Source organism: Glycomyces sambucus, from assembly GCF_900102815.1.
GTDB lineage: Bacteria > Actinomycetota > Actinomycetes > Mycobacteriales > Micromonosporaceae > Glycomyces > Glycomyces sambucus.
The window spans coordinates 865,702-888,508 of the sequence record NZ_FNGF01000002.1 but is presented as its reverse complement, the minus strand read 5'-3'; the positions used below and the strand labels follow the sequence as shown (position 1 = coordinate 888,508).

29 protein-coding genes are annotated in these 22,807 nt (G+C 73.0%); 22 read left to right on the top strand and 7 right to left on the bottom strand.

What is annotated here, in order from left to right:
• Positions 1-44: 44 nt before the first annotated feature.
• A complete protein-coding gene (locus BLS99_RS09305) occupies positions 45-338 on the top strand; it encodes a DUF1330 domain-containing protein (protein ID WP_091047339.1) in 294 nt (97 codons plus the stop codon).
• A 22-nt stretch (positions 339-360) separates the two neighbouring features.
• Here the strand turns inward: BLS99_RS09305 and BLS99_RS09300 are convergent, their stop codons facing one another.
• Positions 361-759, bottom strand: coding sequence for a hypothetical protein (locus BLS99_RS09300; protein ID WP_143034722.1), 399 nt, complete (start codon positions 757-759; stop codon positions 361-363).
• 131 nt (positions 760-890) lie between these two features.
• On the opposite strand from BLS99_RS09300, the gene BLS99_RS09295 reads away from it, so the two are divergent.
• A complete protein-coding gene (locus tag BLS99_RS09295; RefSeq protein WP_091047333.1) occupies positions 891-1,670 on the top strand; it encodes an SDR family NAD(P)-dependent oxidoreductase in 780 nt (259 codons plus the stop codon).
• A gap of 11 nt (positions 1,671-1,681) precedes the next feature.
• On the opposite strand, the gene BLS99_RS09290 is transcribed toward BLS99_RS09295, so the two are convergent.
• Together BLS99_RS09290 and BLS99_RS09285 are read right to left on the bottom strand one after the other, a co-directional pair.
• Positions 1,682-2,146: an SAM-dependent methyltransferase gene (locus BLS99_RS09290; RefSeq protein WP_091047328.1), complete on the bottom strand. Its 465-nt coding sequence runs from the start codon at positions 2,144-2,146 to the stop codon at positions 1,682-1,684.
• A complete protein-coding gene (locus tag BLS99_RS09285) occupies positions 2,139-2,783 on the bottom strand; it encodes a TetR/AcrR family transcriptional regulator (RefSeq protein WP_091047324.1) in 645 nt (214 codons plus the stop codon). The genes BLS99_RS09290 and BLS99_RS09285 overlap by 8 nt, the downstream gene beginning before the upstream one ends.
• Before the next feature lie 69 nt (positions 2,784-2,852).
• Between BLS99_RS09285 and BLS99_RS09280 the strand changes: the two genes are divergently transcribed.
• The 12 genes from BLS99_RS09280 (at position 2,853) to BLS99_RS09225 (ending at position 10,964) form a co-directional block, all read left to right on the top strand.
• Positions 2,853-3,227 carry a DoxX family protein gene (locus tag BLS99_RS09280; protein ID WP_091047321.1) on the top strand — a complete coding sequence of 125 codons (375 nt, stop codon included), beginning with the start codon at positions 2,853-2,855 and terminating at the stop codon, positions 3,225-3,227.
• 26 nt (positions 3,228-3,253) lie between these two features.
• Positions 3,254-4,186, top strand: coding sequence for an ABC transporter ATP-binding protein (locus BLS99_RS09275; protein ID WP_091047317.1), 933 nt, complete (start codon positions 3,254-3,256; stop codon positions 4,184-4,186).
• A complete protein-coding gene (locus tag BLS99_RS09270) occupies positions 4,179-5,015 on the top strand; it encodes an ABC transporter permease (RefSeq protein ID WP_091047314.1) in 837 nt (278 codons plus the stop codon). Before BLS99_RS09275 ends, BLS99_RS09270 begins: the two co-directional genes overlap by 8 nt.
• Before the next feature lie 20 nt (positions 5,016-5,035).
• Positions 5,036-5,860: an ABC transporter gene (locus tag BLS99_RS09265; protein ID WP_091047877.1), complete on the top strand. Its 825-nt coding sequence runs from the start codon at positions 5,036-5,038 to the stop codon at positions 5,858-5,860.
• Between the two features lie 82 nt (positions 5,861-5,942).
• Positions 5,943-6,797, top strand: coding sequence for an alpha/beta fold hydrolase (locus BLS99_RS09260; RefSeq protein ID WP_091047311.1), 855 nt, complete (start codon positions 5,943-5,945; stop codon positions 6,795-6,797).
• Positions 6,790-7,344: a TetR/AcrR family transcriptional regulator gene (locus BLS99_RS09255; protein ID WP_091047309.1), complete on the top strand. Its 555-nt coding sequence runs from the start codon at positions 6,790-6,792 to the stop codon at positions 7,342-7,344. Before BLS99_RS09260 ends, BLS99_RS09255 begins: the two co-directional genes overlap by 8 nt.
• 9 nt (positions 7,345-7,353) lie before the next feature.
• Complete coding sequence (locus BLS99_RS09250) at positions 7,354-8,223, top strand: phosphotransferase (RefSeq protein WP_091047305.1); 870 nt, start codon at positions 7,354-7,356, stop codon at positions 8,221-8,223.
• A 230-nt stretch (positions 8,224-8,453) separates the two neighbouring features.
• The gene (locus BLS99_RS09245) at positions 8,454-8,837 is read left to right on the top strand and encodes a YbaB/EbfC family nucleoid-associated protein (protein ID WP_091047302.1); all 384 of its coding nucleotides are present in this window, start codon (positions 8,454-8,456) and stop codon (positions 8,835-8,837) included.
• A gap of 1 nt (position 8,838) precedes the next feature.
• Positions 8,839-9,153, top strand: a complete 315-nt coding sequence (locus tag BLS99_RS09240) for a type VII secretion target (RefSeq protein ID WP_091047298.1) — start codon at positions 8,839-8,841, stop codon at positions 9,151-9,153.
• Between the two features lie 30 nt (positions 9,154-9,183).
• Positions 9,184-9,909 (top strand): WXG100 family type VII secretion target, encoded by a 726-nt coding sequence (locus tag BLS99_RS09235; protein WP_091047295.1) that lies wholly within the window; start codon positions 9,184-9,186, stop codon positions 9,907-9,909.
• A gap of 11 nt (positions 9,910-9,920) precedes the next feature.
• Positions 9,921-10,571, top strand: a complete 651-nt coding sequence (locus BLS99_RS09230) for a hypothetical protein (protein ID WP_091047293.1) — start codon at positions 9,921-9,923, stop codon at positions 10,569-10,571.
• 24 nt (positions 10,572-10,595) lie between these two features.
• Entirely contained in the window at positions 10,596-10,964 is a 369-nt protein-coding gene (locus BLS99_RS09225; protein WP_091047289.1) for a hypothetical protein, read from the top strand.
• A gap of 27 nt (positions 10,965-10,991) precedes the next feature.
• Here BLS99_RS09225 and BLS99_RS09220 read toward each other — a convergent pair whose 3' ends face one another.
• Complete coding sequence (locus tag BLS99_RS09220) at positions 10,992-11,666, bottom strand: hypothetical protein (protein ID WP_091047286.1); 675 nt, start codon at positions 11,664-11,666, stop codon at positions 10,992-10,994.
• Between the two features lie 184 nt (positions 11,667-11,850).
• On the opposite strand from BLS99_RS09220, the gene BLS99_RS09215 reads away from it, so the two are divergent.
• From BLS99_RS09215 to BLS99_RS09205, 3 genes are read left to right on the top strand one after another with little or no spacing between them, the layout of a single operon-like run.
• Positions 11,851-12,525, top strand: a complete 675-nt coding sequence (locus BLS99_RS09215) for a TetR/AcrR family transcriptional regulator (protein ID WP_091047282.1) — start codon at positions 11,851-11,853, stop codon at positions 12,523-12,525.
• A 52-nt stretch (positions 12,526-12,577) separates the two neighbouring features.
• Positions 12,578-13,324 (top strand): ABC transporter ATP-binding protein, encoded by a 747-nt coding sequence (locus BLS99_RS09210; protein ID WP_245712191.1) that lies wholly within the window; start codon positions 12,578-12,580, stop codon positions 13,322-13,324.
• A complete protein-coding gene (locus tag BLS99_RS09205; protein WP_091047275.1) occupies positions 13,324-15,306 on the top strand; it encodes an ABC transporter permease family protein in 1,983 nt (660 codons plus the stop codon). The genes BLS99_RS09210 and BLS99_RS09205 overlap by 1 nt, the downstream gene beginning before the upstream one ends.
• A gap of 29 nt (positions 15,307-15,335) precedes the next feature.
• On the opposite strand, the gene BLS99_RS09200 is transcribed toward BLS99_RS09205, so the two are convergent.
• Positions 15,336-16,469: an acyltransferase family protein gene (locus tag BLS99_RS09200; RefSeq protein WP_091047271.1), complete on the bottom strand. Its 1,134-nt coding sequence runs from the start codon at positions 16,467-16,469 to the stop codon at positions 15,336-15,338.
• Entirely contained in the window at positions 16,466-17,161 is a 696-nt protein-coding gene (locus BLS99_RS09195; RefSeq protein WP_176953267.1) for a TetR/AcrR family transcriptional regulator, read from the bottom strand. The genes BLS99_RS09200 and BLS99_RS09195 overlap by 4 nt, the downstream gene beginning before the upstream one ends.
• A gap of 85 nt (positions 17,162-17,246) precedes the next feature.
• Between BLS99_RS09195 and BLS99_RS09190 the strand changes: the two genes are divergently transcribed.
• The 5 genes from BLS99_RS09190 to BLS99_RS09170 all read left to right on the top strand — a co-directional run bounded on the left by BLS99_RS09190 (position 17,247) and on the right by BLS99_RS09170 (position 21,842).
• On the top strand, positions 17,247-18,071 hold the full coding sequence (locus BLS99_RS09190; protein WP_218126369.1) for an alpha/beta fold hydrolase: 825 nt from the start codon (positions 17,247-17,249) through the stop codon (positions 18,069-18,071).
• A 28-nt stretch (positions 18,072-18,099) separates the two neighbouring features.
• Complete coding sequence (locus tag BLS99_RS09185; RefSeq protein ID WP_091047261.1) at positions 18,100-19,299, top strand: MFS transporter; 1,200 nt, start codon at positions 18,100-18,102, stop codon at positions 19,297-19,299.
• 160 nt (positions 19,300-19,459) lie between these two features.
• Positions 19,460-19,972 (top strand): SigE family RNA polymerase sigma factor, encoded by a 513-nt coding sequence (locus tag BLS99_RS09180; protein ID WP_091047256.1) that lies wholly within the window; start codon positions 19,460-19,462, stop codon positions 19,970-19,972.
• Positions 19,969-21,318, top strand: coding sequence for a hypothetical protein (locus tag BLS99_RS09175; RefSeq protein ID WP_091047252.1), 1,350 nt, complete (start codon positions 19,969-19,971; stop codon positions 21,316-21,318). Before BLS99_RS09180 ends, BLS99_RS09175 begins: the two co-directional genes overlap by 4 nt.
• A 107-nt stretch (positions 21,319-21,425) precedes the next feature.
• On the top strand, positions 21,426-21,842 hold the full coding sequence (locus BLS99_RS09170; RefSeq protein WP_091047248.1) for a hypothetical protein: 417 nt from the start codon (positions 21,426-21,428) through the stop codon (positions 21,840-21,842).
• Positions 21,843-21,869: 27 nt separating this feature from the next.
• On the opposite strand, the gene BLS99_RS09165 is transcribed toward BLS99_RS09170, so the two are convergent.
• The gene (locus BLS99_RS09165; protein ID WP_091047245.1) at positions 21,870-22,784 is read right to left on the bottom strand and encodes an NADP-dependent oxidoreductase; all 915 of its coding nucleotides are present in this window, start codon (positions 22,782-22,784) and stop codon (positions 21,870-21,872) included.
• Between the last annotated feature and the right edge of the window lie 23 nt (positions 22,785-22,807).

Here is a 22,807-nt window from a genome sequence, read left to right as displayed (position 1 = left end):
GGCGCCGCCGCCGCGGGTACCCTGGTCCGAAACAGGAGGTTTCGATGGCCAAGGGCTACTGGGTGAGCTGCTACCGCACCGTCTTCGACCCCGAGAAGCTGGCCGCGTACAACACGCTGGCCGGCGCGGCCGTCCGCGCCGGAGGCGGACGGGCGCTCGCCCGCGGCGGCCGGGTCATCGCCCACGACGCCGGGATCGCCGAACGCACCGTCGTGATCGAGTTCGACAGCTTCGAGCACGCGGTCGCCGCATACGAGAGCGCGGCCTACCAGGAGGCCCTGGAAGTCCTCTCCGGCGCCGTCGACCGCGACTTCCGCATCGTCGAAGGCGTCGACTGACGCGCTCCTCGACGGCGCAGGCTCAGCGGCTCGGCGGCCACCGCCGGTGAACGGCCTGCTCGAACGCGGCCCAGTCGCTCCCGCGCAGCATGGGAGTGTTGAGCGCGATCTCCTCCCAGTGGCTCCCCCGGCGCAGCACCCACAGCCGCCTGTCGGCGGCGAACAGGCGGTCGTCGGGGCCGAGCGGCACCTTGACGGCACCGTTGTTCCGGCGGCTGACGATCCGGTGGGGTTCGACCTTGAGGACCGCGAAGTTCAGACACGCCAGCGCCGTACTCGCGCCGACCACGCACCAGACGATGCCGAACAGGTCGAACCCGCTGTTGAGCGAGGAGGACAGCAGGTCGAGGGCGCCCATCACGAGGAAGGCGCCGCCGAGGCCCAAGGGAAACCAGACCGGGATCCGCACTCTGAACGTCATGCGCCAATGCAATCAGCTTCCGCCCCACCGCGGTGTCCCCGAACCTGTCTCTCCCGCACCGGCGAGGGCCATCTCACTCGTGCTCATCGGTGAACCCAGGCGCTGACGTGCGGGTGCTCTAGGGTTCGGGCATGACACCGCATCCGTTTCTCGCCGAACTGTTCTCGCTGGAAGGCCGCACCGCGGTGGTGACCGGGGGGAGTTCGGGCATCGGCCGGGCCATCGCCACGGCGCTGGCGCGGGCCGGGGCGAGCACCGTGGTCGTGGCGCGGACGGAGGCGGCGCTGGCCGACACCGTCGATGCGCTTGCGGCCCAGGGGTGCCGGGCGGGATGGGTGAGCGCCGACCTGAGCACCCGCGACGGCGTGCGCGCCGCCGCCGAGGAGGCGGCCGCGGTCTTCGGAGAGCCCGACATCCTCGTCAACGCCGCCGGGATCAACCTCCGCCCGCCGATGGGGGAGATCGACGACGCGGTGTGGGACGCCACGATGGCGGTGAACCTCGAAGCGCCGTACCTGCTCGGCCAGCGCTTCGGACCCGGGATGGCCGCGCGGGGCTTCGGCCGGATCATCCACATCAGCTCCCAGCAGGCGCACCGGGCGTTCGTCCAGAGCGGCGCCTACGGCGTCTCCAAGGGCGCCCTCGAATCGCTGGCCCGGTCGCAGGCCGAGGCGTGGTCGCCCCGCGGCGTCACCTGCAACGCGCTGGTGCCCGGGATCGTGCTGACGCCGCTCAACGAGCGGTTGGCCGCCGACCCCGAGAAGGTCGCGGCGCTGGCCGCGCGCACCATGATCGGCCGCAACGGCCTGGCCGAGGACTTCGCCGGGGCCGCGGTGTTCCTGGCGAGCCGCGCCTCCGGCTACGTCACCGGGCAGGCGATCTTCGTGGACGGCGGCCTGTCGGTCCACTGACCCACGGTGCCTCAGTAGTAGTCGCGCATCAGGTCGTCGGTCCATCCCGGCTGCGAGACGGGTCCGCGCGGCTCGAACTCGCGGACGCAGGGCTTCACGTCGAGGACGGGGGTGCCGTCGAGCGCGTCCAGGCCCGTGACGTGGAGATCGAGCCCGTCGACGGCGCGCAGCCGGCACCTGGAGACGCCGATCCTGTTGGGCCGGAAGGGACCCCGGTGGGCGAAGACGCCGACGGGCGGCCATTCGGGGTTGCCGCGGGCGGGACGAGGTTCGAGCCGGATCGCGGCCTCGTCGACGCGGTCGAACAGGAAGACCACTTCGAGGTGGGAGAACTCGTCGAGGCCGAGGGTCGCCTCGGGCGGGAAGCGGTCGGCGTCGAGCCGGACGACGGCCTCGACTCCGGCCCAGTCGTCCTCGACCCATTCGTCCCGGCCGCCGCTGACGCGGCCGACCGGCCGCAGGTGGAACTCACGCATCGGCGGTCCCCTCGCACAGGCGCGACACCAGGAGGCCGAGCGTCCACTCCCGCCAGCGCTCGGGGCTCCAGCCGCGCGAGCGGGTCATCGCGAGGTACAGCTCGGGGCTGGTGAGGCCGTACAGCTCGTCGGCGGCGGACGCCTCGTCGAGTCCCTGCGCCGCATCGGGTTTGGCGACGAGGGCGGACGCGGCGCGGCGCGCGACGGTGTAGCGGGGGTCCTCGTCGCTGCGCCACAGCTCGGCGAGCGCGGGGTCGGAGGCGGCCGCGGTCTCGGCGACCTTCATGACCGGGGCGAGCCGCCCGAGGATGCCGGCGGCCCCGGCGGTGTACCGGTCCAGGAGCTCCGCCGCGCCGGGCGCCGCGAGCGCGGCGGTGAACCACTCCCGGTCCACGGTGGCGACCGCTTCGTCGTCGCCCGCGATGACGAGGTCCACCAGCTCCTTCATGAGGGTCCGCTTGTTGCCGAAGGTGAAGTAGACGGTCTGCACCGCGACCCCGGCGGCGTCGGCGACCTCCTGGACGGTGGTGATCCCGTAGCCGTGCTCGACGAACAGCCGCTCGGCGGCCTCCAGGATCTTCAGCCTGGTCGCTCGGGCCTTCTCGGCCCGCTTTCCCGTGCCCTTGACGACGTTCATGATGAGAGTGTAATACTAGTGACAATCACTAGTGAACGACTCTAGTGAATTTTCGACAGGAGCCGCCGCATGCACACCGCCCTCTGGACCACCGCCTCCCTCCTCGCCCTCGTCTTCCTCGCGGCGGGCGCGGTCACCCTCGCCAAGGACCGGGAATGGCTGCGCGTCAACGGCATGGCCTGGGCCGAGGACTTCCCGGCCCCGGCCGTCAAGGCCATCGGCGCCGCAGAAGTCCTCGGCGCGGCCGGCGTCGTCCTGCCGGGGCTGCTCGGCATCGCGACCGTTCTCGTGCCCGCCGCCGCCTGCGGCCTCGCGGCCCTCATGATCGGTGCCGCCCTCGTCCACCTCCGCCGCGGCGAGCGCAGCGCCATCGCCGTCAACGCGGTCCTGTTCGCGCTCGCCGCCTTCACCGCATGGGGCCGCTTCGGCCCCGCCGCCCTCTGACCCCCCACGAGAACAGGAGCCGCACCATGTCCGCGATCACCGTCACCGACCTGACGAAGCGGTACGCGCCCAACGGGCCCGCCGCCGTCGACGGCCTCTCCCTCACGGTCGAACCCGGCAGCATCTTCGGATTCCTCGGCCCCAACGGCGCCGGCAAGACCACCACCATCAAGATCCTCACCGGCCTGCTCTCGGCGACCTCCGGGACCGCGCGCATCGACGGCCTGGACGTCGCCCGCGACCGCGCCGGCGCGATGAGCCGGCTCGGCGCGGTCCTCGAAGGCTCGCGCAACGTCTACTGGACCCTCTCCGCCTGGCAGAACCTCGTCTACTTCGGACGCCTCAAGGGCCTGCGCCGCGCCGCGGCCGGCGCCCGCGCCGAACGCCTCCTCACCGAGATCGGCCTGTGGGACCGGCGCGGCGAGCAGGTCGGGACGTTCTCGCGCGGCATGCAGCAGCAGGTCGCCATCGCGGCCGCGCTCATCGCCGACCCCGCGGTGCTCCTCCTCGACGAGCCCACGCTCGGCCTCGACGTGGCCGCCACCCGCGCCGTCAAGGACCGCCTCCGCGCCCTCGCCCGCGACGAGGGCAAGACCATCCTGCTCACCACCCACCAGCTCGACGTCGTCGAGGAACTCTGCGACCGCGTCGCCGTCATCAACCGCGGCCGCGCCGTCGCCGACCTGCCCACCCGCGAACTGCTCGCGCAGTCCCGCAGCCGCGACCACTACGAGCTGCGCATCGACGGCGACGCCGACCTCCTGCTCCCCGACGGCTTCACCGCCGAACGAGGCGAGGACGAGACCGTCGTCTCCGGCCGCGCCGACGACCCCGAGACCCTCTACCGGCTCATCGACGCCATACGGGCCCAAGGCCGCCGCCTCCACTCGGTCGACCAGGTCCGGCCCAGTCTCGAGACCGTCTTCCTCACCCTCGTCGCGGAGCCGGCCCATGCCTGACACCGCCCCGGCCCTCGCGCCACCCTCCGCGCCGCCCCCTGCGCCGCCCATCCCTGCCGCACTGGCCGCCGAGATCCGCAAAGGACTCGCCAACCAGCTCGCCCACCCCCTCGGCCACGCCGTGACCCTCGCCATCGGCATCAGCATGTACCTCGGCCTCCAGTACGTCATGGGCCAGGGCGCGCTCCGCGCCGACCTGATGCCGGCCACGCTCATCGCCATCGGCGCCTACTGGTTCCTCCAGTACTCCGGGCAGGTCATGGTCGCCGACCTCATCGAAGAGCAGCGCACCGGCACCTTCGCCGCCGCGCACATGTCCGTCGCACCCCTGTGGGCGGCGATGGCCGGGCGGCTCGCCACCGCCGCCCTCTTCGCGCTCCCGATCGCGGTCCTCGCGTCCCTGGTGCCCGCGCTCGCCGTCGGCATCCGCATCCCCTGGCACCCCGCGGCGCTCGTCCCGTGCCTGCTCCTGGCCGCCGACATCCTCGCCTTCACGTTCCTCATGGCGGCCATCGCCGTCCGCACTCCCGCCGTCGGCGCGATCCACTCGCTCCTGACGTCCCTCGTGCTCATGCTCAACGGCGCGTTCATGCCGCTCGCGCTCTATCCGGAATGGATGGCCGCCGCCGCGCGGCTCCTGCCCACCACACTCGCGATCGAGGCGATCGGCCGCGTCCTCCTCGACGGCGCCCCACTCGCCGCCGTCTGGAGCGACGGCACCCTGCCGCTCCTCATCGCCCACACCGCGGCCCTGGCCGGCGCGGGCGCGTGGCTGCTGCACCGCAACCGCCGCCTGGCGCTGGCCGACGGCCGCATCGGCCGGTACTGAAAGGGAACCCCGTGACCACCATGCTCTCCGTCCCCGCCCTGGCCTCGACCGGCTGGGGGAACGCCTTCGGCAACGAGGTCGCCAAGGGCCTGCGCGACCTGCGGTCCGGCTGGCGGGCCGTCCTCGCCGAGATGATCACCTTCCCCGTGTTCTACCTGCTCATCGTCATGTTCATGGGCCGCGGGCAACTCCTCGGCGAGCTGCTGGTGCCGGTCATGATCGGCCTGGCCGGGCTCGCGTTCCTCCACGAGCAGGTCAACCGCGTCTTCTGGGGGTACCTCGGCGACCTCCAGTCCGGCGTCCTGGAGCAGACCTACCTGACGCCGCTGCCCTCGGCCGCGGTCGTGCTCGGCCGCCAGATCGCCGCGGTCCTCGGCGCGCTGCCCGTGGTCGGGGCGATCCTCGCGACCGGCTGCACCGCGGTCCTCGCCGGCGGCGGCGAGGTCCCGTTCGCCTGGAGCGTCCTGGTCCCCGCCGCCGCCATCGCGGTCGGCACCTGCGGCCTCGCACTCGTGCTGTGCGGACTGACCCTGGTGTTCAAGCGCATCGAGAGCATCACCCAGGCGTCGGTCGCCCTCTACGCGATCGCCGGAGGCACCCTGGTGCCCCTCGCCGAACTGCCCGACTGGGCCGCCGCGCTCAGCCGCGCGCTCATCCCCGTCGCCCCCGGCATCGAAGCCGCACAGGCGATCCTCCTCGACGGCGCGACCCTGACCGACCTCGGCGCAGGCTGGGGACTCGGCTGGATCCTCCTGCAACCACTCCTCCTCGGCGCCCTCGGCGTCGTGGTGTTCCACCGACTCGAACGCGTCGCGAAGTCCCGCGGCACCCTCGGCCGCTACTGATCTCCGCTGCGAGTCGAGGCGTGCTCAAGAACGTGGCGGACGGGGTTGCGGAAACTTGGTTAAGCATGTTAGCTTTTTAGCTATGAGCATTAACTTCGGAGTCACGCAGTTCCTGGAGATCGACGGCGAGCGGCTCGCCTACGACGTGGCCGGGGAGGGGCCGCTCGTGGTCCTCTTCCCCGGGATGGGCCAGAACCGGCACTCGTACCGCGCCGTGGCCGAGCGGCTGGTCGCGGACGGCTTCCGGGTCGCCCGTGCCGACCTGCGCGGGCATGGGGAGTCCTCGGACGGGTGGGCCTCCTACACCCGCAGCGACGTCGCGGACGACCTCATCGCGCTGGTCCGGGCCCTGGGCGGTCCGGCGGTCGTGGCCGGCCATTCCGTGTCCGGTGGGGCCGCGACCATCGCCGCGGTCCTCGAACCCGAGCTGTTCGCCGGGATCGTGGAGCTGAGCCCGTTCACGCGGGACCAGAAGTTCGACCTGAAGGCCGTGTTCGCGAATGGCCGCTACCGCAAGGGCATGTCGCTCCTCATGGGCACCGCGGCGTTCCGCAGCCTCAAGCTGTGGAACAAGTACCTCGACCACGCGATCCCCGGCACCCGGCCCGCCGACTGGGACGAGTACCGGGCCTCGGTGAACGCCGACCTGTCCCGCCCCGGCCGCATGGCGATCGTCAGCCGCATCGGGATGTCGCCGACCGCCGACGCGGACGCGAAGCTCGCCGCGCTGCGCGTCCCCACGGTCGTCGTGGAAGGCGACCTCGACCCCGACTGGCCGGACCCGGCCGCCGAGGGCGCGGGGATCGTCGCCGGGATGCCCGAGGGCGTCGGCCGCGTCGAGGTCATCGAGGGCGCCGGGCACTACCCGCACGTCCAGTTCCCCGAGCGCGTCGCCGGCCTCATCGCGGCCCTCGCCCGCGAGACCGCCCGTGGCTAGGGCGAACCTCTCGACCGAGGCCGTCGTTGACCTGGCCGTCGGCCTGATCGACGCGGGGGGCCCCGAGGACTTGACGCTCGCGAAGGTCGCCGGGGCGGCGGGGGTCTCCAGCCCGTCCCTGTACAAGCACGTCGCGAACCTCGTCGAGCTGCGGTCGCTCGTGTCGGCGCGGGTCGCCGGGGAACTCGCCGAGGCGGTCAGGACCGCCGCGGTCGGCCGCGCGGGCGAGGACGCGATCCGCGCCTGCATGCACGCCTGGCGCGACTACGCCCGGGCGCACCCGCGCCGGTACGCGGCACTGATCCAGCGGCCCGAGCCGCGCACTGGGAAGGCGGCCCAGTCCCTGCTCGAATCCGTGTTCGCCGTCCTGCGCGGCCTCGACCTCGCCGAGGACGAACTCGTGCACGCGACCCGGTGCGTGCGCGCGGCCGTGCACGGCTTCGCGGTGCTCGAATCCGGCGGCGGCTTCGGCCTCCCGGAGGACATCGACGAGAGCTTCGCCCGCATGGTCGAGATGGTCGTCGCGGGCGTCCGGGCCCGGGCCTAGGGTTGGTGCATGGACGACGCGTCGATGTCATTGCGGGACAAGCAGGTCGTCGCGGCGATCAACCGGCGCACGGGAGCCGGACTGACCGCGACGGGCCGGGCCCTGTTCGGCAAGCTCGGGGGTGCGATCTACGCCGAGTGGCCGGACGGGCGGCCGGCCGTGGTCACCCGATTCCTGGGGCCCCACGTCGAGGCGCGGCGGACGGCCGCGATCCTGGACCACGTCCGGGACCGGGGCGCGCCCGTGCCGCGGCACGAACTGGTCGTCCAAGTCGATGACGAGGTGTACTTCGTCCAGGAGCGGCTGCCGAGCGCACCGCCGCAGCGCCTGAGCCCCGCCCGGATGGAGGCGATCGTGGCGGTCAACGACCGGTTCGCCGACGCGCTCGCCGACCGTCCCGAGGTGCCGCCGCAAGCCGCCGCGCTCGCCGACCGACGCGAAGCCCTGGGCGGGTACAGCGCCCGCGGCCGCCGCGTGCTTGAAAAGATCGTCGAGGTCCACCAGGAGGAACCTGAAGGGGCGGCGCACGTCGACCTGGTCCACATCGACCTGTCCGGCGCCAACGTCCTCTTCGACGCGACCGGCGCCGCCACCGGCGTGGTCGACTGGAACCTGGGGGCCTTCCGCGGGGACCGGCACTTCGCCCTCGTCCAGACCCGCTTCGACCGGGAGTGGTTCGTCCGCGCACCCGACGCGGACCCGATCGAGACCGCCGCGGCCGCGCGCCTGGACGAGATCCTCGCCGAGCGGGTCGCCCCGGCCGTGCTCCGGTCGTACTGGGCGCAGTGGATGCTCCACCACCTCGACCGGGCCGTCCGCACCGCGCCGCCCGAAGTCGTCGACTGGCACTTCGACCTGGCGGAGTCGCGGCTCGCCTGAGGGCATGATCCCGAACGGGCTCAACCGTTCAGACGGGTCTCCATCATCTGAACGGCCCCTTCTGGGCGGCGCCGACGGGAGAAGTCGGTCCCTAATGGCCTCGTGCCTCCACAGTGCCGCCTTGTCCCCGTCGAGGCGCCCCGCCGCTGGACCGGAAGGTCTATCGTCCAAAACTGGGGACGAGCCCGACCGCTCGCTGACGGAGCGGCGTCCCTGGTGGAGGAGCTGCCATGGACAACCCGCTGCTCAACATGGAAGACGCGCAGACCCGGCTCGAAGCCTGGCGCGACCGCACCGTCGACTTCGCCTCCCAGACAGAGACCGCGAGCCGCGCGCTCCAGGAGCTCAAGGCCACCGGCGCCGACGACAACGGGGTCGCCCAGGTCACCGTCGACGCGAGCGGCGCGCTGGCCGGCATCAAACTCTCCTCTCGCGTCAAGCGCCAGGACCCCCAGGACACCGAGGCCGTCATCATCGAGGCGTACCGGGTCGCCCGGGTCAACCTCGCGAAGGCCGCGGCCGAGATCATCGCGGAGACCGTCGGCACCGACACCCCGACCGGCCGCGCCCTCCTCGCCTCCTTCACCACCGGCCAAGCGCCCGAAGGGACCTGACATGGGCGGATTCCAGGTCGACCCCGAGGAGATGCGCGGCCACGCCGCCGACCTGCTGCGCGTCCACGAGCGCTTCGCGGCCGTCAAGGACGCCAGCGCCCACATCACCCGGGCCGACGAGGCGTACGGGAAGCTCTGCTCCTTCCTGCCCCCCGTCCTCGAAGGGCGCCATACGGAGCAGGACGCCGCCGTCGGCGAGCTCGCCGAGAACATCGAACTGCTCGCGCAGGCCCTCAAGGAGACCGCCGACCAGTACGAGGAGGCCGACGCCGCAGCCGCCGATGCCCTCGCCGAGCTCCACGCCGACCTCCTCTGACGCCGACCTCCTCTGCACCCGGGAGCAGCCATGACCAACCCGCTCATCGCCACCCCGAGCGACATCCCCTCCAACGCCCCCGGCCACCGCGACGGCTGGACCGGGTTCGGCTTCGCCGACGACTACAAGGGGATCGCCGACGCGATCGACTCCGGCGACTGGATCGACGGCTCCATCGCCGGCCTCGGCGCCGCGCTCAACGTCGCCTCCGTCGTCATCGACCCGTTCAGCACCCTCCTGTCGATGGGCATCGAGTGGGCCATCGAGCAGGTCCGGCCCCTCAAGGAAGCCCTCGACTGGCTCGCGGGCGACCCCACCACCGTCGAGACCCACGCCATGACCTGGGACCGGATGGCCGACGAGCTCTTCGCCATCGGCGAAGAGCTCCACCGCCTCCTCGGCTCGGGCCTCCAAGGCTGGCAGGGGGAGGCCGCCGAGGGCTACCGCTCGATGCTCGACGCCAATGTGGACGTCTCCGGCATGCTCGCCGGCTGCGCCGCCGGGATGGGCTCGGCCACGCGCGGCGCCGGGATGGTCGTCCAGATGGTCCGCGAGTTCGTGCGCGGCTTCATCGCCGACTGCATCGCCAAGGTCGTCGTCTGGCTCGCCGAGGAAGTGCTCAGCCTCGGCCTCGCCACGCCGGTCGTGATGGGGCAGCTCGCCATGGCCGTCATCAAGTGGACCGGCAAGATCTTCGGCTGGCTCATGGGCCTCATCGCCAGCATCCAGGCGCTCCGCCTGCTCCTGGACATCTGAAGGGGGACATCGTGAACCGCATCAGGAACGCGCTGGCCGCCACCGCCGCGCTCGCCGTCGTCCTCGGGCTCGCGGGGCTGCACGTCAAGCGGCCCAGGGCCCCTCATGTGCCGCACGTGCCGCACGCCCCCCGCAAGAAGGGCGGCTCGGGCGCCGACGCCCCGACGCGCCACCGCACCACGCGCACCCCCGTGCACCCGCCCATGAGCAAGGTCCACAAGGCCGCCCGCGCCAAGGCCGTCAGCGAAGGGCGCGTCAAAGTGCACGCCGACGGCTCGCGGCGCACCAAGGACGGCAAGTACGCCGGCTCGGACGGCAGGGTGCGCAGCGGCGAGGCCGCCGAGAACCGGGTGCTCGACCGCCTCGGCCGCCGCCACGAGACCGCGCCGAAGGGGCCGGGCGCGGCGGTGCCCTCGGGGATCAAGGGCGAGGTGCTCTCGGGGCCGAACAAGGGCAAGTTCGACGTCCCGCCGGGGACCCAGCGGTTCTACGATGGCTTCGTGAAGATCGGCGACAAGTGGTACGGCGTGGAGACCAAGAGCGGGTCGGCCAAGCGCACGCCGCAGCAGCGCGCGATCGACGACTGGCTCAACAAGCCGGGGAACAAGCTCACCACCTCGGACGGCAGGGAGATCCACGGTGTCATCACCTACAACGAGTAGCCCGGCGGGCTGTGGGGGCCGGACATGATCGAGATCATCTGCTGGTACGAGACCAGCGTGTCCTCCGCCGCGCAGGCCGAGGAGCGGTACGAGCGCATCCTGGAGGACGCGAGCCCCGTTCCCGTGCGCGACCTCGACGGCCCGCTGCGCGCCTTCGTGTCGCGCCTCCGCGAGGAGGCCCCGGACGCGCGGGTCCTCGAACTCGGCCGCGCCGGGGGCGAACGCCTCTACTCCCGGCACGGCGTCGCCGTCACCATCCCCGACGAGCTCGCGAAGCCCTTGTACGGCATCGTCAGCGACCTCGCCATCGGCCAGAACCTGAGCATCTACGACCGCGAGGACGGCTACGTCATCGGCCTGGAGCACGACCCGGACATCGTCATCGACGAGTGAGCGCGGACCCGGACCGTGCTCCGCGGGTCACGCCGCCGCGGGCCGGGCGCTGGGGAGGCGGACGGCGACGAGGAACGCGATCATCATGAGCAGCAGGAAGGCCCAGCGCGGGTCGTCGACCATGAGGTCGTCCGCGGCCTGGGCGCGCTCGGCGGCGGTCATCGCCCGCGTCGCGTGCTCCTCCTCAGCGAACCTCATGCGGGCGGGTACGAACGCCAGGTACGTCCAGATCCGCATCGCGAAGTACAGCGCGGCGGTGGCGAGGACCAGCACCCGTCGGAGTCCGTGCCTGGTGAAGCACACGACGGCGGGGATGACCAGCATCTCCAGGATGCTGTTGACCGCGATGTAGTACGGGATCGTCGGCAGCAGCACGGCTTCGAGCGTCTCGCCGGTGAGCGAGGCGCTGTCCAGGGCGCCCTGCCACTGGAGGATCGCCATCAGGCCGCCGCAGCCGGCGAACGCGAACGCGATCACGCCGACGAAGACAAGTGCGTCCTCGATCCGGGCGGCAGCCGACGGCCACCGGCGCTCGACCGCGGCGGCGGCCAGCGCGACGAGCGCGCCCCAGGCCGCGCCGATGAGCAGCGCGAGCGGGCCGGGCATGAACTCGGTGAGGTTGAACAGGCCGGTGACCACGGCGGTGAACGGGACGGCCACCAGCAGCGGCGCGAGCCTGGTGTGTGCGAGCGGTGGATTCATGAGAGGTTCCTCCTGATCGATCGAAGGTGCCGCCCGGCCGGGGCCGTGCGGAGGCGGGAGCGCGGCACCGGGATGTCGCGAGCGGTGCGGTCGGGCAGTGTGGTCGGGCGATGACCAGGGATGCGCGTAGAGTTTTCGAGGCTGATGAGAACTCGATGACCCTGAATGAGAGGGGTTGCCCGCCATGTCCGATGCGTCGTCCGGCGACCAGCGCGCCCGTGCCGGCTCCCAGCGGAGCCCGAGTCCCGAAGCGCGGGTGCGGGATCCGGACCGGTCGCGGGCGCGGCTGCTCGCGGCGGCGCTGGACGAGTTCGCGGCCAAGGGCTACGCCGGCGCCCGCGTCACCGACATCGCCGACCGCGCCGGTGTCAACCGGCAGCTCATCACCTACTACTTCGGCGGCAAGCGCGGCCTGTACCGGGCCCTGGGGGAGCAGTGGATCGACGAGGAGTCGGACATGGCCCCGCCGAGCCTGCCGCTGCCCGACATGGCCGCCGCCCACCTGGAGGCGATCCTCGCCGACCCTCGCCACAGCCGGCTTCTGCTGTGGGAGAGCCTGACCGGCTCGGACGAGGACTTCGACGGCACCGGCGGCGACGACGAGGACCCGGCCACCGCCGACTTGCGCCGCCGCCAAGGCGAGGGCGAACTGGGGGAGGAGTTCGATGCGGGGATGGTCCTGGTCGCCCTCATGGGCGCGGCGCTGGCGCCGGTGGCGATCCCGCAGGTCGTGCGCCGGTCCACCGGCCTGGACCCCGACGACCCGGCGTTCGCCGAGCGGTTCGCCGAGCAGCTGCGCCGGCTCGTGCGGCGCCTGGCCGGTCCGGCCCCGAAGGATGTCGGGGGTCATGGCGCATAACTTATCATCAATTCTGATGGTAAAATCATCAGGAATGATGAAAGGATCTGACGTGCGCGAATCCAGCCCGCCGCCTTCGTCCGGGCGCCCGCAGCGAGGGGCCCCGGACCGCAAGGCCCGCAGCGGCTCCCCGGTGCTCACCGCCGCCGGCCTCGTGAAGCGTTACGGCGACACCACCGTCCTCCACGACGCCGCGCTCGACGTCCACGGCGGTGAGACCGTCGCGGTTATGGGCCCCAGCGGCTCGGGCAAGTCGACCCTGCTCTACTGCCTGTCCGGCGTCATGACACCCGACGCCGGCACCGTGACCTACCGCGGCGAGCGCGTCGACACCCGCTCCGACGGTCGGCGCGCCGAGCTGCGGCGCACCGAGTTCGGATTCGTCTTCCAGTTCCCCGGCCTCCTGCCCGAGCTCTCGGCCGCCGAGAACGTCGCCCTGCCGCTCATGCTCGCCGGCACCGACCGGCGCACCGCGATCACCCGCGCTTCGACCCTCTTCCCCGCGCTCGGTCTCGACGGCCTGGAGCGGCGCCGCCCCGGCGCGCTCTCAGGCGGCCAGGCGCAGCGCGTCGGCATCGCCCGCGCCCTGGCGACCGAACCCGCGGTCGTCTTCGCCGACGAACCCACCGGCGCCCTCGACACCGAGACCGGCGACGAGGTCATGTCCCTGCTGCTCGCCTCCGCGGTCGAACGCGGCGCGGCGCTCGTCGTCGTCACCCACGATGAGCGGATCGCGCGGCGCTGCGACCGGACCGTGGCCGTCGCCGACGGCCGCACGAGCGCCCTGGAGCGGTCCTGATGCGCGGGCTCTGGCTCCGGTTGCTGCGCGGCGGCGGCACCGCCGCGCGGCTGGAGATCGCCCTGCCCGTCGCCGCGGGCGCCGTCATCACCCTCGTCCTGCTCCTGCTCCTGGGCCTCCAGCAGGGCCTCGACCACCGGGCCGACCGCACCGCCTGGCGCACCCCCGAACCCGCCGCGGGCGAGGCGACCGTGCTCCAGGCCGGACACCTCGACTACATCGGCGAGCGCCCGATCACCGTCATCGAACTCGCGGCGCTCACCGCCGGCCCGCCGGACGTCCCGCACATGGGCGACTTCCCCGACCCCGGCGAGGTCTGGGTCTCGCCCGCCCTCGCCTCCCTCACCGACGAGCTGCCCGCGGACCACCTCGCCCAGCGCTTCCCCGGCGAGATCGCGGCCGAGATCGACGCCGCGCTCCTGGAGAGCCCCGACGAGCTCTTCGCCGTGGTCGGCCGCGCCCCGGACGATCCCGCCATGACCGCCGAGCGGCCGTCCCACCAGTGGAACGACGCGGCCTCCCTGAGCCCCGTCGCGATCGACCACTGGTCGACCACCCCGGACCTCTACCAGACCACCTACCGCGACATCGCCCTCCTCGTGGCGGTCCTGACCGCGCTGCCGCTCGTCGGCCTGGGCGGGCTCGCCGCCCGCCTGACCGCGGCCCGGCGGCAGCGCCGCACCGCCACCCTCCGCCTCCTCGGCGCGAGCACCGCGCAGGTCGCGCGCCTGGCCGCCGTCGAACTCGCCGTCCTCGCCGGAGCGGGCGTCCTCCTCGGCGCCGCACTCCACCAGGTCCTGCTGCCCCTCGCTACGCAGGCGACCATCAAGGGCGGCACGTGGTTCCAGGCCGACCTCCGGCCCGACCCCTGGCTCACCCTCGCGGTGGCGGCCGCCATCGTCGCCGTACTCATCGTCGGTGCGATCTCCGGACTCCTTCCGGCCGTGCGCGATCCGCTCGGGACCTACCGCCGCTCCCGCCTGGGCCGGACCCGGCCGCGCTGGTGGAGCCTGGTGTTCATCGCCGCCGCGGTTACCCTGTTCTGGCTGCGCAGCTCCAACCCGTTCGTGACGATCGCCTTCACCGTCGTGGTCGTGCTCGGCTGGGGCCTGCTCGCCGTCGGTCCGTGGCTGATCTTCAACCTGGGACGGCTGCTTGCGCGCACCGCGCGGTCCCCGCAGGGCTTCCTGGCCGGGCGTCGCCTCTCCGACGACCCCCACAGCGCCTGGCGCGCGGTCGGCGGACTCGCGCTGGCGGGGTTCATCAGCGGGTTCGTCGCCGCCGGGCTCGCGGCCGGGATCGGCAACGCCGACGCCTACGAGGCCGGGACCGAGCGCATCGACGCCGTGGTCACCGCCGCCGGCATCGACACGGCCGCAAGCGAAGCCGCCACCGCCCTGGACGCCGCGGGCGTGCCGGCGACGGTCGCTGCGACCGCGCCGCCGACCTGGCTCGACGCCGCCGATTGGGCCACGCTCGCCGTCACCGTCGACGACCCGGGCGCGGACATGGACCGCGCGCGCACCGTCCTCGCCGCGAGCGGCCTCGCCGGTCCCGAACTGCGGCTCTCCGACGACCTGCCGACCATGTGGCTGCTCCAGGACGGCATCGTCATCGGGTTCCTGATCATGCCGATCGCCGCGCTCGTCGGACTGGCGGCCATGGTCATCGGCGCGATCGCGCGCGTCCTGGCGCAACGCGACACGCTCCTGGGCCTCCACCTCGCCGGCACGCCGCAGCGCGTGCTGCTCGCCGCGCAGCGCCGCGAGATGCTCTTGCCGACCGCGCTCCTCGGCGGCATCGCCGTCGCCGCGGGACTCGCGGGCGGCACGACCCTCGGCTCGGTCGACCTGCTCAACCCGGCCACGCTGGGCGTCCTCACCGGACTGCTCGCCCTCGCCGCGGCCGCCGTCCTCGCCGCCGACCGTGCGGTGCGGCCGGTGCTGGCACGCGTCAGCACCGATCTCGCCGAACGCGAATGACGACGCACCGCGCGTCCCTTGCACCGGAGTCAGAGCACCGACCGCACGGCGGGGATGCGGCGCAAGGCGGCCGTCGCGGCCCAGCTCACCGGGGCGGCGACCGCGAACGCGAGCAGGAACTTCACGACCGGCGGCGCCGCGACCGGGGCGAGGAGTGCGACCGCGCCGACGATGACCGGGGCGTGGACGAGGTAGACGCCGTAGGCGTTCGCGGAGAGGAACCGCGCGAGTGGCCCTGAGCCGTTGGCGAAGCGCTCGAAGCCGCGCAGCAGGATCAGGATCGCGCCCACGGCGAACAGTGAGTCCCACAGGGCGAAGCCGAGGTGCGCGGTGCTCACGGCCGGCGGCGGGTCCTCCAGATCGAGGGCCGCGTAGCCGCTGAAGGCCATGGCGAGCAGTGAGGCGAGGATCAGCCCGACCCCGAGCAGGCCCGCCCTCCGGGGCAGGTTCGCGAGCCACCCGCGCCGGAACGCCAAGGCCCCGAGGCAGAACACGGCGACGTACTGGGGCAGGTACGCCGCGCTCGGCAGGCCGAGCACGGGCACGAACTGGCCCACCGGGACGGCCATGCGCCACACCCATGACACCAGCGCCAGCGCGACCGCGAACGCCGCGAAGTGCCACGGGCGCAGCGACTGCGGCGGTGCGGGCTCCGGCGCGGGGCGCACCGCCCTGAACCAGGCGTACAGGAGCGAGAAGACGAGCAGGACCTCGACGAACCACATCGGACCGATGTTGGACTCGGTGAGGTAGTACTGCCAGTAAGGGCCGCGTTCGTCCGCAGGCCGTCCGAGGTATTCGGGCAGGGTGTACAAGGGGCGCAGCAGGATCAGGAACGCCAGGAACGGGATCCCGAGGCGGCGCAGGCGCTCGCGGGCGTAGGGGCCGGGGCCGCGGCGGTCGAGCGCCGGGGGAGCGAACGCCCCGGAGAGCAGGAAGAACAGGCCCATCGTGTACGCCTGATTGAAGAGCACGAACACGTCGAGCGGCAGTGCTCCGGCCGCGTTCTCGGGTTCCTCCCAGTTGGGCCAGATCCCGAGGTTCCCGTAGCCGAGCGCCACGTGGTGGGCGACGACCAAGAACGTGAGGTAGACCCGGAGGTTGTCGAGGTGGTGGAGCCGCCCGGTCGCCGGTGCGAGGGGCGGTGCGGTCGCGGTGGTCATGAGGGTTCCGTCTCCTGTGCGGTGGTGGTGTCGGTTTCGAGCCTCTCCGCGCCCGGGTGTCGTGTGGCGTGGTCGAAGAGGGCGGTGACCTCGGTCGTGAAGGACCGGGTGTCGAGGTCGGGGTCGGCCATGACCTGGAAGGTGAAGCCGTCGATGACGCGGCGGACCGCGATCGCCATGACGCGCGGGTCGAAGGCCCGGAACTCGCCGGCCTCCTGGCCCGCGGTGAAGATCTGCGCGAGGAGGTCGAGCAGGGTCTCCTCCCACGCCGCGCCGAAGACCAGGGCTCCGTCGGCGCCGCGGTGGTTGCGGGCGATCTCGACGACGGCGCCGACATCGCGCGGGTGCTCGGCGATGAAGGCGAGGTTGCCTTCGAGGTAGGCGCGGAGCGCGGCGCCCGCGGTGCCGTCGGGGCCGAAGACGTGGCCGTGGCGTTCCATGACGTACTCGCCGCCGCGGGCGAAGACGTCGTGGACGAGGGCTTCGAGGAGGTCGGCCTTGCCCGCGAAGTGGTAGGAGATCAGGCCCTTGGAGATCCCCGCGTGCGCGGCGATGCGGTTGAGGGACGCGCCCGCGTAGCCGAGCTCGGCGACCACGTCGATGGTGTGCGCGAGGATCTGGGCCCGCCGGGCCGCCTCGGTGACCGTCATCGCCGACTGGCGCTGACCATCCGTCCAAGAATTTGACCGCATGGTCAAAACCATAGCCCTGCGGGACGCGGACCGCAAGCGCCCGGCCCCCGCGGTGGAGTTGAAGACGGCTCATATCGTTGCGGGCATGCCAATGCACTTCGTCACGCACGGGACCGGCGTCCCCGTCCTCGCGATCCACGGCTGGACGCCCGACCACCGGCTCATGACCGGCTTCCTGGAGCCGTTCTTCACCCGGCGGGCGGCGGCGCGCCCTGAAGGGCGCTCGTACCGGCGGCTGTACCCGGACCTCCCCGGCATGGGGCAGACGGAGATCACCGAGAAGTACCAGGGCACCGACGACATGCTCGGCGCCGTCCAGGGCTTCGTGGACCACATGGTCGGCGACGCGCCCTTCATCGTCGTCGGCGAGTCCTACGGCGGCTACCTCGCCCGCGCCGTCGCGAACTCCCGCCACGAGCAGGTGCTCGGCCTCGGGCTGGTGTGCCCCATCGGGACCGAGGCCCGCCGCTCGAAGCGGACCCTCCCGCCCCACACCGTGATCGCGCCCGACCCCGAGTTCATGGCCGGCCTGCCCCCGGCCGACGCCGCCTCCTACGGCGACCTCGCGGTCGTGCAGTCCCCGGAGACGTTCCACCGCTTCCGCAAGGAGATCGCCCCCGGCCTCGCACTGGCCGACGACGAAGGGCTGGTGCGGGTCGCGCGGCGCTACGAGCTGACCAACGCCCCCGAATCCGGCGCGCCCTTCACGCGGCCCACCCTGATCGTGACCGGCCGCCAGGACGACAACACCGGATACGCCGATGTGTACGCACTGCTGGAGCACTACCCGCGCGCGACCTTCGCGGTGCTCGACCGGGCCGGGCACAACCTCCAGATCGAGCAGCCGGTGCTGCTCGACGCGCTCCTGGACGAATGGCTCGACCGCGTCGAGGAGGCCGACCGGAGCTGACCGGCCGCACCCGAACTATCCTCGGCGCATGCGACTCGACGGCTCGTTCTGGCGGTTCTGGACCGCGATGGTGCTGGCGAACATCGGCGACGGGATCCGCATCGCCGCGTTCCCCCTGCTGGCCGCGTCGCTGTCGCAGGACCCGTTCACCGTGGCCGCCGTCGGCGCCGCCGCGGTGCTCCCGTGGCTGCTCACCGGCGTCTGGGCGGGCGTCCTCGCCGACCGGCACCACGCCCGGACGCTCCTGCTCGCCACCGACCTGACGCGCATCGGCGTGCTCGCCGCCCTCGTGGCGACCCTCTTGACCGGCCATGCCCAGATCGCGGTCGTCGTGGCGGCGGCCTTCGCGCTCGGCGTCGGCGAGACCGTCCGCGACACCGTCGCGCAGACCGTCGTGCCCCGGCTCGTGCCCGCGGCGCTGATCGAGCGGGCGAACAGCCGCATGGTGTCCGGCGAGGTCGTGGGCAACGAGTTCGCCGGGCCGCTCATCGGCGGCGCCCTGTTCGGCCTCGGCGCGGTCCTCCCGTTCGCGGTCAACAGCGGCGCGCTGGCGATCGGGGTCCTGCTCCTCACCACGATCCCCGCAGTCCTCCTCACCAGGCCCGCCGCGGCGACGACCGCGCGCGCCGTCAGGGCCGCCGACGGACTGGTCTGGCTCTGGCGCCACCGCACGCTGCGCAGGATCGTCGCCACCTCGGCGCTCGTCGCGTTCGCCGACGCCGCCTGGTTCGCGACGTTCGTGCTGTTCGCCGGGCAGCGACTCGGTCTGGGCGCCAGCGGCTTCGGCGTCCTGCTCGCCGTCGGCGCCTGCGGCGGCCTCGCCGGGGCGTGGACCGCGGACCGCCTGGTCGGCGGCGGCCGCCACGTCAAGGTCCTGATCGCGACGGGCGCGGCCATCGGTCTGACGCCGATGCTGCTCCTGGCGGCACCGGACCTGTGGTCCGCGGTCGCTGTCGTCCTGGTCACCAGCGCCGCGTTCGGCGTCTTCAACGTCGCCGTCACCTCGCTGCGCCACCGCCTGGTCCCGCCCGAACTCCTCGGCCGCACCGTCGCCGCCTCGCGCACCGTCGTCCTCGGCACCGAGGCCGTCGGCGCGCTGGCGGGCGGCCTGGTCGCGAGCGTCTACGGCCTCGACGCGCCGTTCCTCCTCAGCGCCGCCTTCGGCCTCGCCGGCATCGCCCTCTGGCTCCGCCGCAGTGCCCGCGGCGGCCTCCCCGAGCCCGCCTAGGACCAGTTCCTCTGCGGCCCTGCGAAGGCCGCTCGACCGCCCCGGCCGCTGCCGCGGCGTCCCTCCGGCCGTGCGCTCTGCCGCGCGATTCCGGCGCCGATGCAACCTCGGCGCGCGCCCGTTCCGTAGAAACGGCGTCGGAGAAGACGAAAGGCGATCGATGACCCCCCAATCAGAGCTCGAGTTCTGCGAATACGTGCAGGACACCCGGGACGCACTGCTCCGCACCGCGTACCTCACCTGCGGCGACTGGCACCGCGCCGAGGACGCCGTCCAGACCTCGCTGATCAAGCTGTACGGGGCCTGGAACCGGACCCGCCGCGCGACCGTCGACGCGTACACGCGCCGCATCCTCGCGAACGTCCTGGTCGACCAGACCCGCCGCGGCTGGTTCCGCCGCGAGCGCGCCTTCGCCGACCCGCCCCCCGACCACGCGGAGGAGCCGGACGCCGCGGAGGGCCAGGCGGAGGCGGCGGCGATCCTCGCCCGGCTGCCGCTGAAGCAGCGCGCCACCCTCGTGCTGCGGTTCTGGGAGGACCGGTCCGTGGAGGAGACGGCCCGGATCATGCGGTGCAGCACCGGCACCGTCAAGAGCAACACCGCGCGCGGTCTGCGGACGCTGCGCGACCACTTTGCGACTTCAAGCCCCGCAGGCGAAGGGAGCAAGCGATGAACGACGACGAGGTGAGGGGCCTGCTGGCGCGGGCCGCCTCGGGGCCGGTCGACGCCGACCGGGTGGACCCGATGACGATCCTGAGGGCCGGCCGGCGCCGTGTGGTGCGGCGACGGCGGATCGGTGCCGCCGTCGCCGGAGGTGCCGCCGCGATGCTCGCGGTCGGTGCGGCCGTGGGCATCCCGCTCGGGCTCGGCGACGACACCGACGCCGCGGGGAGCGCGGTCCCCGGCGACCTCCCCACGCAGACGGTGGACGACGCGTTCCTCGACCAGTGGAACCGCTTCGACCACGGCGACTGCGCGCTCCCCGAGGGCCAGTCGGACGAGCAGGCCCGGATCTCCGCCGCCGCCAACCAGGCGCTGTTCACGGGCCTGGCCGCCCTCGGCGCGGAGCCGCTCGGGCAGTGCCTCACCACCCGCCCGGACCACGACGGCTTCCACTACGACAACGACTTCGATGTCTACACCCTCAATGAGGCGCTGGCCTTCGGCGACGACCCCTCCGCCGTCGACTGGATCTACCTGCGGGGCGGGTTCTGGTACACCGGGGGAGAGGACTTCGAGTCCCAGATGGAGTCCGAGGAGTGCTTCGATCCGAGGGTGACCTGCTCCTGGGACGACACGGAGGCGGGACGCGTCCTGCTCATCGAGGGCGTCTCGGACGACTTCACCGACCCCGACACCGAGAGCGGCCCGACCGAGTACCCGATCGTCGAAGCGTTCCTCTTCCGGGACGAGGCGGTGGTGTCGCTCGGCTTCTCGCTGCGGTACGAGTCCGAGGACCTCGCGGCCCCCGATCTCGACGACGTCACCGAGCTCCTCCTGGTGATCCCGGTGGGCGACGGGACCGAGGCGCCCGAGACCGAGCCGCCCGCCTGGGACGACCTCACCGACGACTTCGCGGCCGCGATCGAGGCCGGGCTCCCCGGAGTCGAGGTCGCGGCCGGCACGGCCGAAGCCGTCCGCCTGGGCCCGGACATCGACTCCTACGGCGGACCGGTCTACGGCACCGGGGACACGTACATGGTGTTCGTGCTGGCCGAACTCGCCTCGGGCGAGACCGTCCGGTTCTTCCTCCAGGCCCAGGTGGTCCCGGTGACCGAGGAGGATCTGGACGGCGCCGCCGCGGGCTGCGGCCTCGCCGACTGCGAGCAGGTCGACGGCGGGCCCTGGAACCGACCGCTCCACCGCACCATCGGCGGCGAGCGCCCGAGCCTGACCGCCCTGGAGTACCGCACCGGGGACGGCTGGCTGGTGGGCGTCGGGGCCGAGGCGGTCGACGGCGGTGCGCTCCCGCCGGTGGACGCCGCGGCACTCGACGCGATCCTCACCGGCATCCGCTGAACCCGCGGCCGGGCGCCGACGGCGCCCGGCCGCGGACCGGTCCCGGCGAGCGGTCGGGGCGGCGGGCTCCGGCGGCCTTCGGTAGCGTGGGCGGAGGAGGTCGTCTCATGAACTCGTTCGCGTTCGCCGTGGCCGTCGTGGGACGCGCACTCGTGCAAGGACTCGGCCGCGTGGTGGAGTCCGCAAGGGACGCCGCCGCCGAGGCCGCGGCCGGTGACGAGCGGGACCGGGCGGACTACGTGCCCGTCCACCGCGACGAACGGGCGATCGAGCGCGGGACCGACTACGGGTTCAAAGAGGAGTGGAAGGAGCGGCTCGTCTACACGGACCCGGGCGGCACCTTCGAGTTCCCCTGCGGCTGGGGCGATTTCAGCAGGCCCTACCACGTGTACGTCCCGATGCCCGAGTTCTGGGACCGTGAGACTCCGGCGTTCATGCACGGCAGGCGCGACGAGATCCTCGACCGGCTCCGCCTCTGGGCCGGCGACGCCTACATCATCGACGAGTACGACCCCGACGACTGAGTCTCACGAGAGCGACCCGTTGGGGCCCTAGCGGATCGTGATGATGGTCTTGCCGACCGGGCGGGTGGTCGGATTGAACGCCTGGACCGCCTCCTCCAGCGGATGGACCGCGCCGATGCGGGTGCGCAGGCGGCCGTCGCTGACGCGGGCGGCGAGCTCGGCGAGCTGGGCCCGGTCGGCCTCGACCACGAAGAACACCGCGGCGGCGTCGACGGGCCTGACCTCCGGCGGGGCCGCGATCGTGACGAGGGTGCCGCCCGGGCGGACCAGCGCGGCCGAGCGGGCGCCGATGTCGCCGCCGATGACGTCGAACACCAGGTCGACCTGGCCGGCGGCGTCCAGGTGGTCCACTTCGAGGTCCAGGAACTCGTCGGCGCCGAAGCTGAGCGCGGCGTCCCGGTCAGCGGTGCGCCCGGTGCCGATCACGTGCGCCCCGTGCTCGCGGGCGAGCTGCGAGACCACCGAGCCGACCCCGCCGGCGGCGCCGTGGACGAGGACCGACTGCCCCGCCTGGAGGCGGCCGTGGACGAACAGGCCCTGCCAGGCGGTGAGCCCGGAGATCGGCAGGCTCGCGCCGGTCGTGAAGTCGATGCCGGCCGGGAGCGGCGCGAGGTTGCGTGCTTCGACGGCGACCAGCTCCGCGAGCGTGCCGTCACGGGTCCAGTCGGCGAGCCCGAACACGCGCTGGCCCACGGTGAGCCCGGTCGTCCCGTACCCGAGGGAGTCGACGACCCCGGCCAGCTCGTGCCCGGGGATGCTCGGCGTGCGGTCGCGCCCGGCCCGGTCGGTCCAGGTGCCCGGCCAGGTCAGCTCCCCAGGCGTGAACCCGGAGGCCCGGACGCGCACGACCACGTCGTTCTCCGACGCGTGCGGCTCGGGCCGCTCGCCGAGGGTCATGCCTGCGGTTCCGGCGTTCCGGTCGGTGACGGTGACGGCCTTCATGCGGGTCCTCTCGCTCGGGTGGA

Coding starts and splice junctions, on each gene's coding strand:
- BLS99_RS09240 (WP_091047298.1), top strand. CDS start 8,839: ATGGGCGGATTCCAGGTCGACCCCGAGGAGATGCGCGGCCACGCCGCC.
- BLS99_RS09265 (WP_091047877.1), top strand. CDS start 5,036: ATGCTCTCCGTCCCCGCCCTGGCCTCGACCGGCTGGGGGAACGCCTTC.
- BLS99_RS09285 (WP_091047324.1), bottom strand. CDS start 2,783: ATGAACGTCGTCAAGGGCACGGGAAAGCGGGCCGAGAAGGCCCGAGCG.
- BLS99_RS09280 (WP_091047321.1), top strand. CDS start 2,853: ATGCACACCGCCCTCTGGACCACCGCCTCCCTCCTCGCCCTCGTCTTC.
- BLS99_RS09205 (WP_091047275.1), top strand. CDS start 13,324: ATGCGCGGGCTCTGGCTCCGGTTGCTGCGCGGCGGCGGCACCGCCGCG.
- BLS99_RS09275 (WP_091047317.1), top strand. CDS start 3,254: ATGTCCGCGATCACCGTCACCGACCTGACGAAGCGGTACGCGCCCAAC.
- BLS99_RS09215 (WP_091047282.1), top strand. CDS start 11,851: ATGTCCGATGCGTCGTCCGGCGACCAGCGCGCCCGTGCCGGCTCCCAG.
- BLS99_RS09245 (WP_091047302.1), top strand. CDS start 8,454: ATGGACAACCCGCTGCTCAACATGGAAGACGCGCAGACCCGGCTCGAA.
- BLS99_RS09225 (WP_091047289.1), top strand. CDS start 10,596: ATGATCGAGATCATCTGCTGGTACGAGACCAGCGTGTCCTCCGCCGCG.
- BLS99_RS09260 (WP_091047311.1), top strand. CDS start 5,943: ATGAGCATTAACTTCGGAGTCACGCAGTTCCTGGAGATCGACGGCGAG.
- BLS99_RS09175 (WP_091047252.1), top strand. CDS start 19,969: ATGAACGACGACGAGGTGAGGGGCCTGCTGGCGCGGGCCGCCTCGGGG.
- BLS99_RS09190 (WP_218126369.1), top strand. CDS start 17,247: ATGCCAATGCACTTCGTCACGCACGGGACCGGCGTCCCCGTCCTCGCG.
- BLS99_RS09250 (WP_091047305.1), top strand. CDS start 7,354: ATGGACGACGCGTCGATGTCATTGCGGGACAAGCAGGTCGTCGCGGCG.
- BLS99_RS09290 (WP_091047328.1), bottom strand. CDS start 2,146: ATGCGTGAGTTCCACCTGCGGCCGGTCGGCCGCGTCAGCGGCGGCCGG.
- BLS99_RS09300 (WP_143034722.1), bottom strand. CDS start 759: ATGACGTTCAGAGTGCGGATCCCGGTCTGGTTTCCCTTGGGCCTCGGC.
- BLS99_RS09185 (WP_091047261.1), top strand. CDS start 18,100: ATGCGACTCGACGGCTCGTTCTGGCGGTTCTGGACCGCGATGGTGCTG.
- BLS99_RS09235 (WP_091047295.1), top strand. CDS start 9,184: ATGACCAACCCGCTCATCGCCACCCCGAGCGACATCCCCTCCAACGCC.
- BLS99_RS09165 (WP_091047245.1), bottom strand. CDS start 22,784: ATGAAGGCCGTCACCGTCACCGACCGGAACGCCGGAACCGCAGGCATG.
- BLS99_RS09180 (WP_091047256.1), top strand. CDS start 19,460: ATGACCCCCCAATCAGAGCTCGAGTTCTGCGAATACGTGCAGGACACC.
- BLS99_RS09195 (WP_176953267.1), bottom strand. CDS start 17,161: ATGCGGTCAAATTCTTGGACGGATGGTCAGCGCCAGTCGGCGATGACG.
- BLS99_RS09200 (WP_091047271.1), bottom strand. CDS start 16,469: ATGACCACCGCGACCGCACCGCCCCTCGCACCGGCGACCGGGCGGCTC.
- BLS99_RS09305 (WP_091047339.1), top strand. CDS start 45: ATGGCCAAGGGCTACTGGGTGAGCTGCTACCGCACCGTCTTCGACCCC.
- BLS99_RS09270 (WP_091047314.1), top strand. CDS start 4,179: ATGCCTGACACCGCCCCGGCCCTCGCGCCACCCTCCGCGCCGCCCCCT.
- BLS99_RS09220 (WP_091047286.1), bottom strand. CDS start 11,666: ATGAATCCACCGCTCGCACACACCAGGCTCGCGCCGCTGCTGGTGGCC.
- BLS99_RS09170 (WP_091047248.1), top strand. CDS start 21,426: ATGAACTCGTTCGCGTTCGCCGTGGCCGTCGTGGGACGCGCACTCGTG.
- BLS99_RS09295 (WP_091047333.1), top strand. CDS start 891: ATGACACCGCATCCGTTTCTCGCCGAACTGTTCTCGCTGGAAGGCCGC.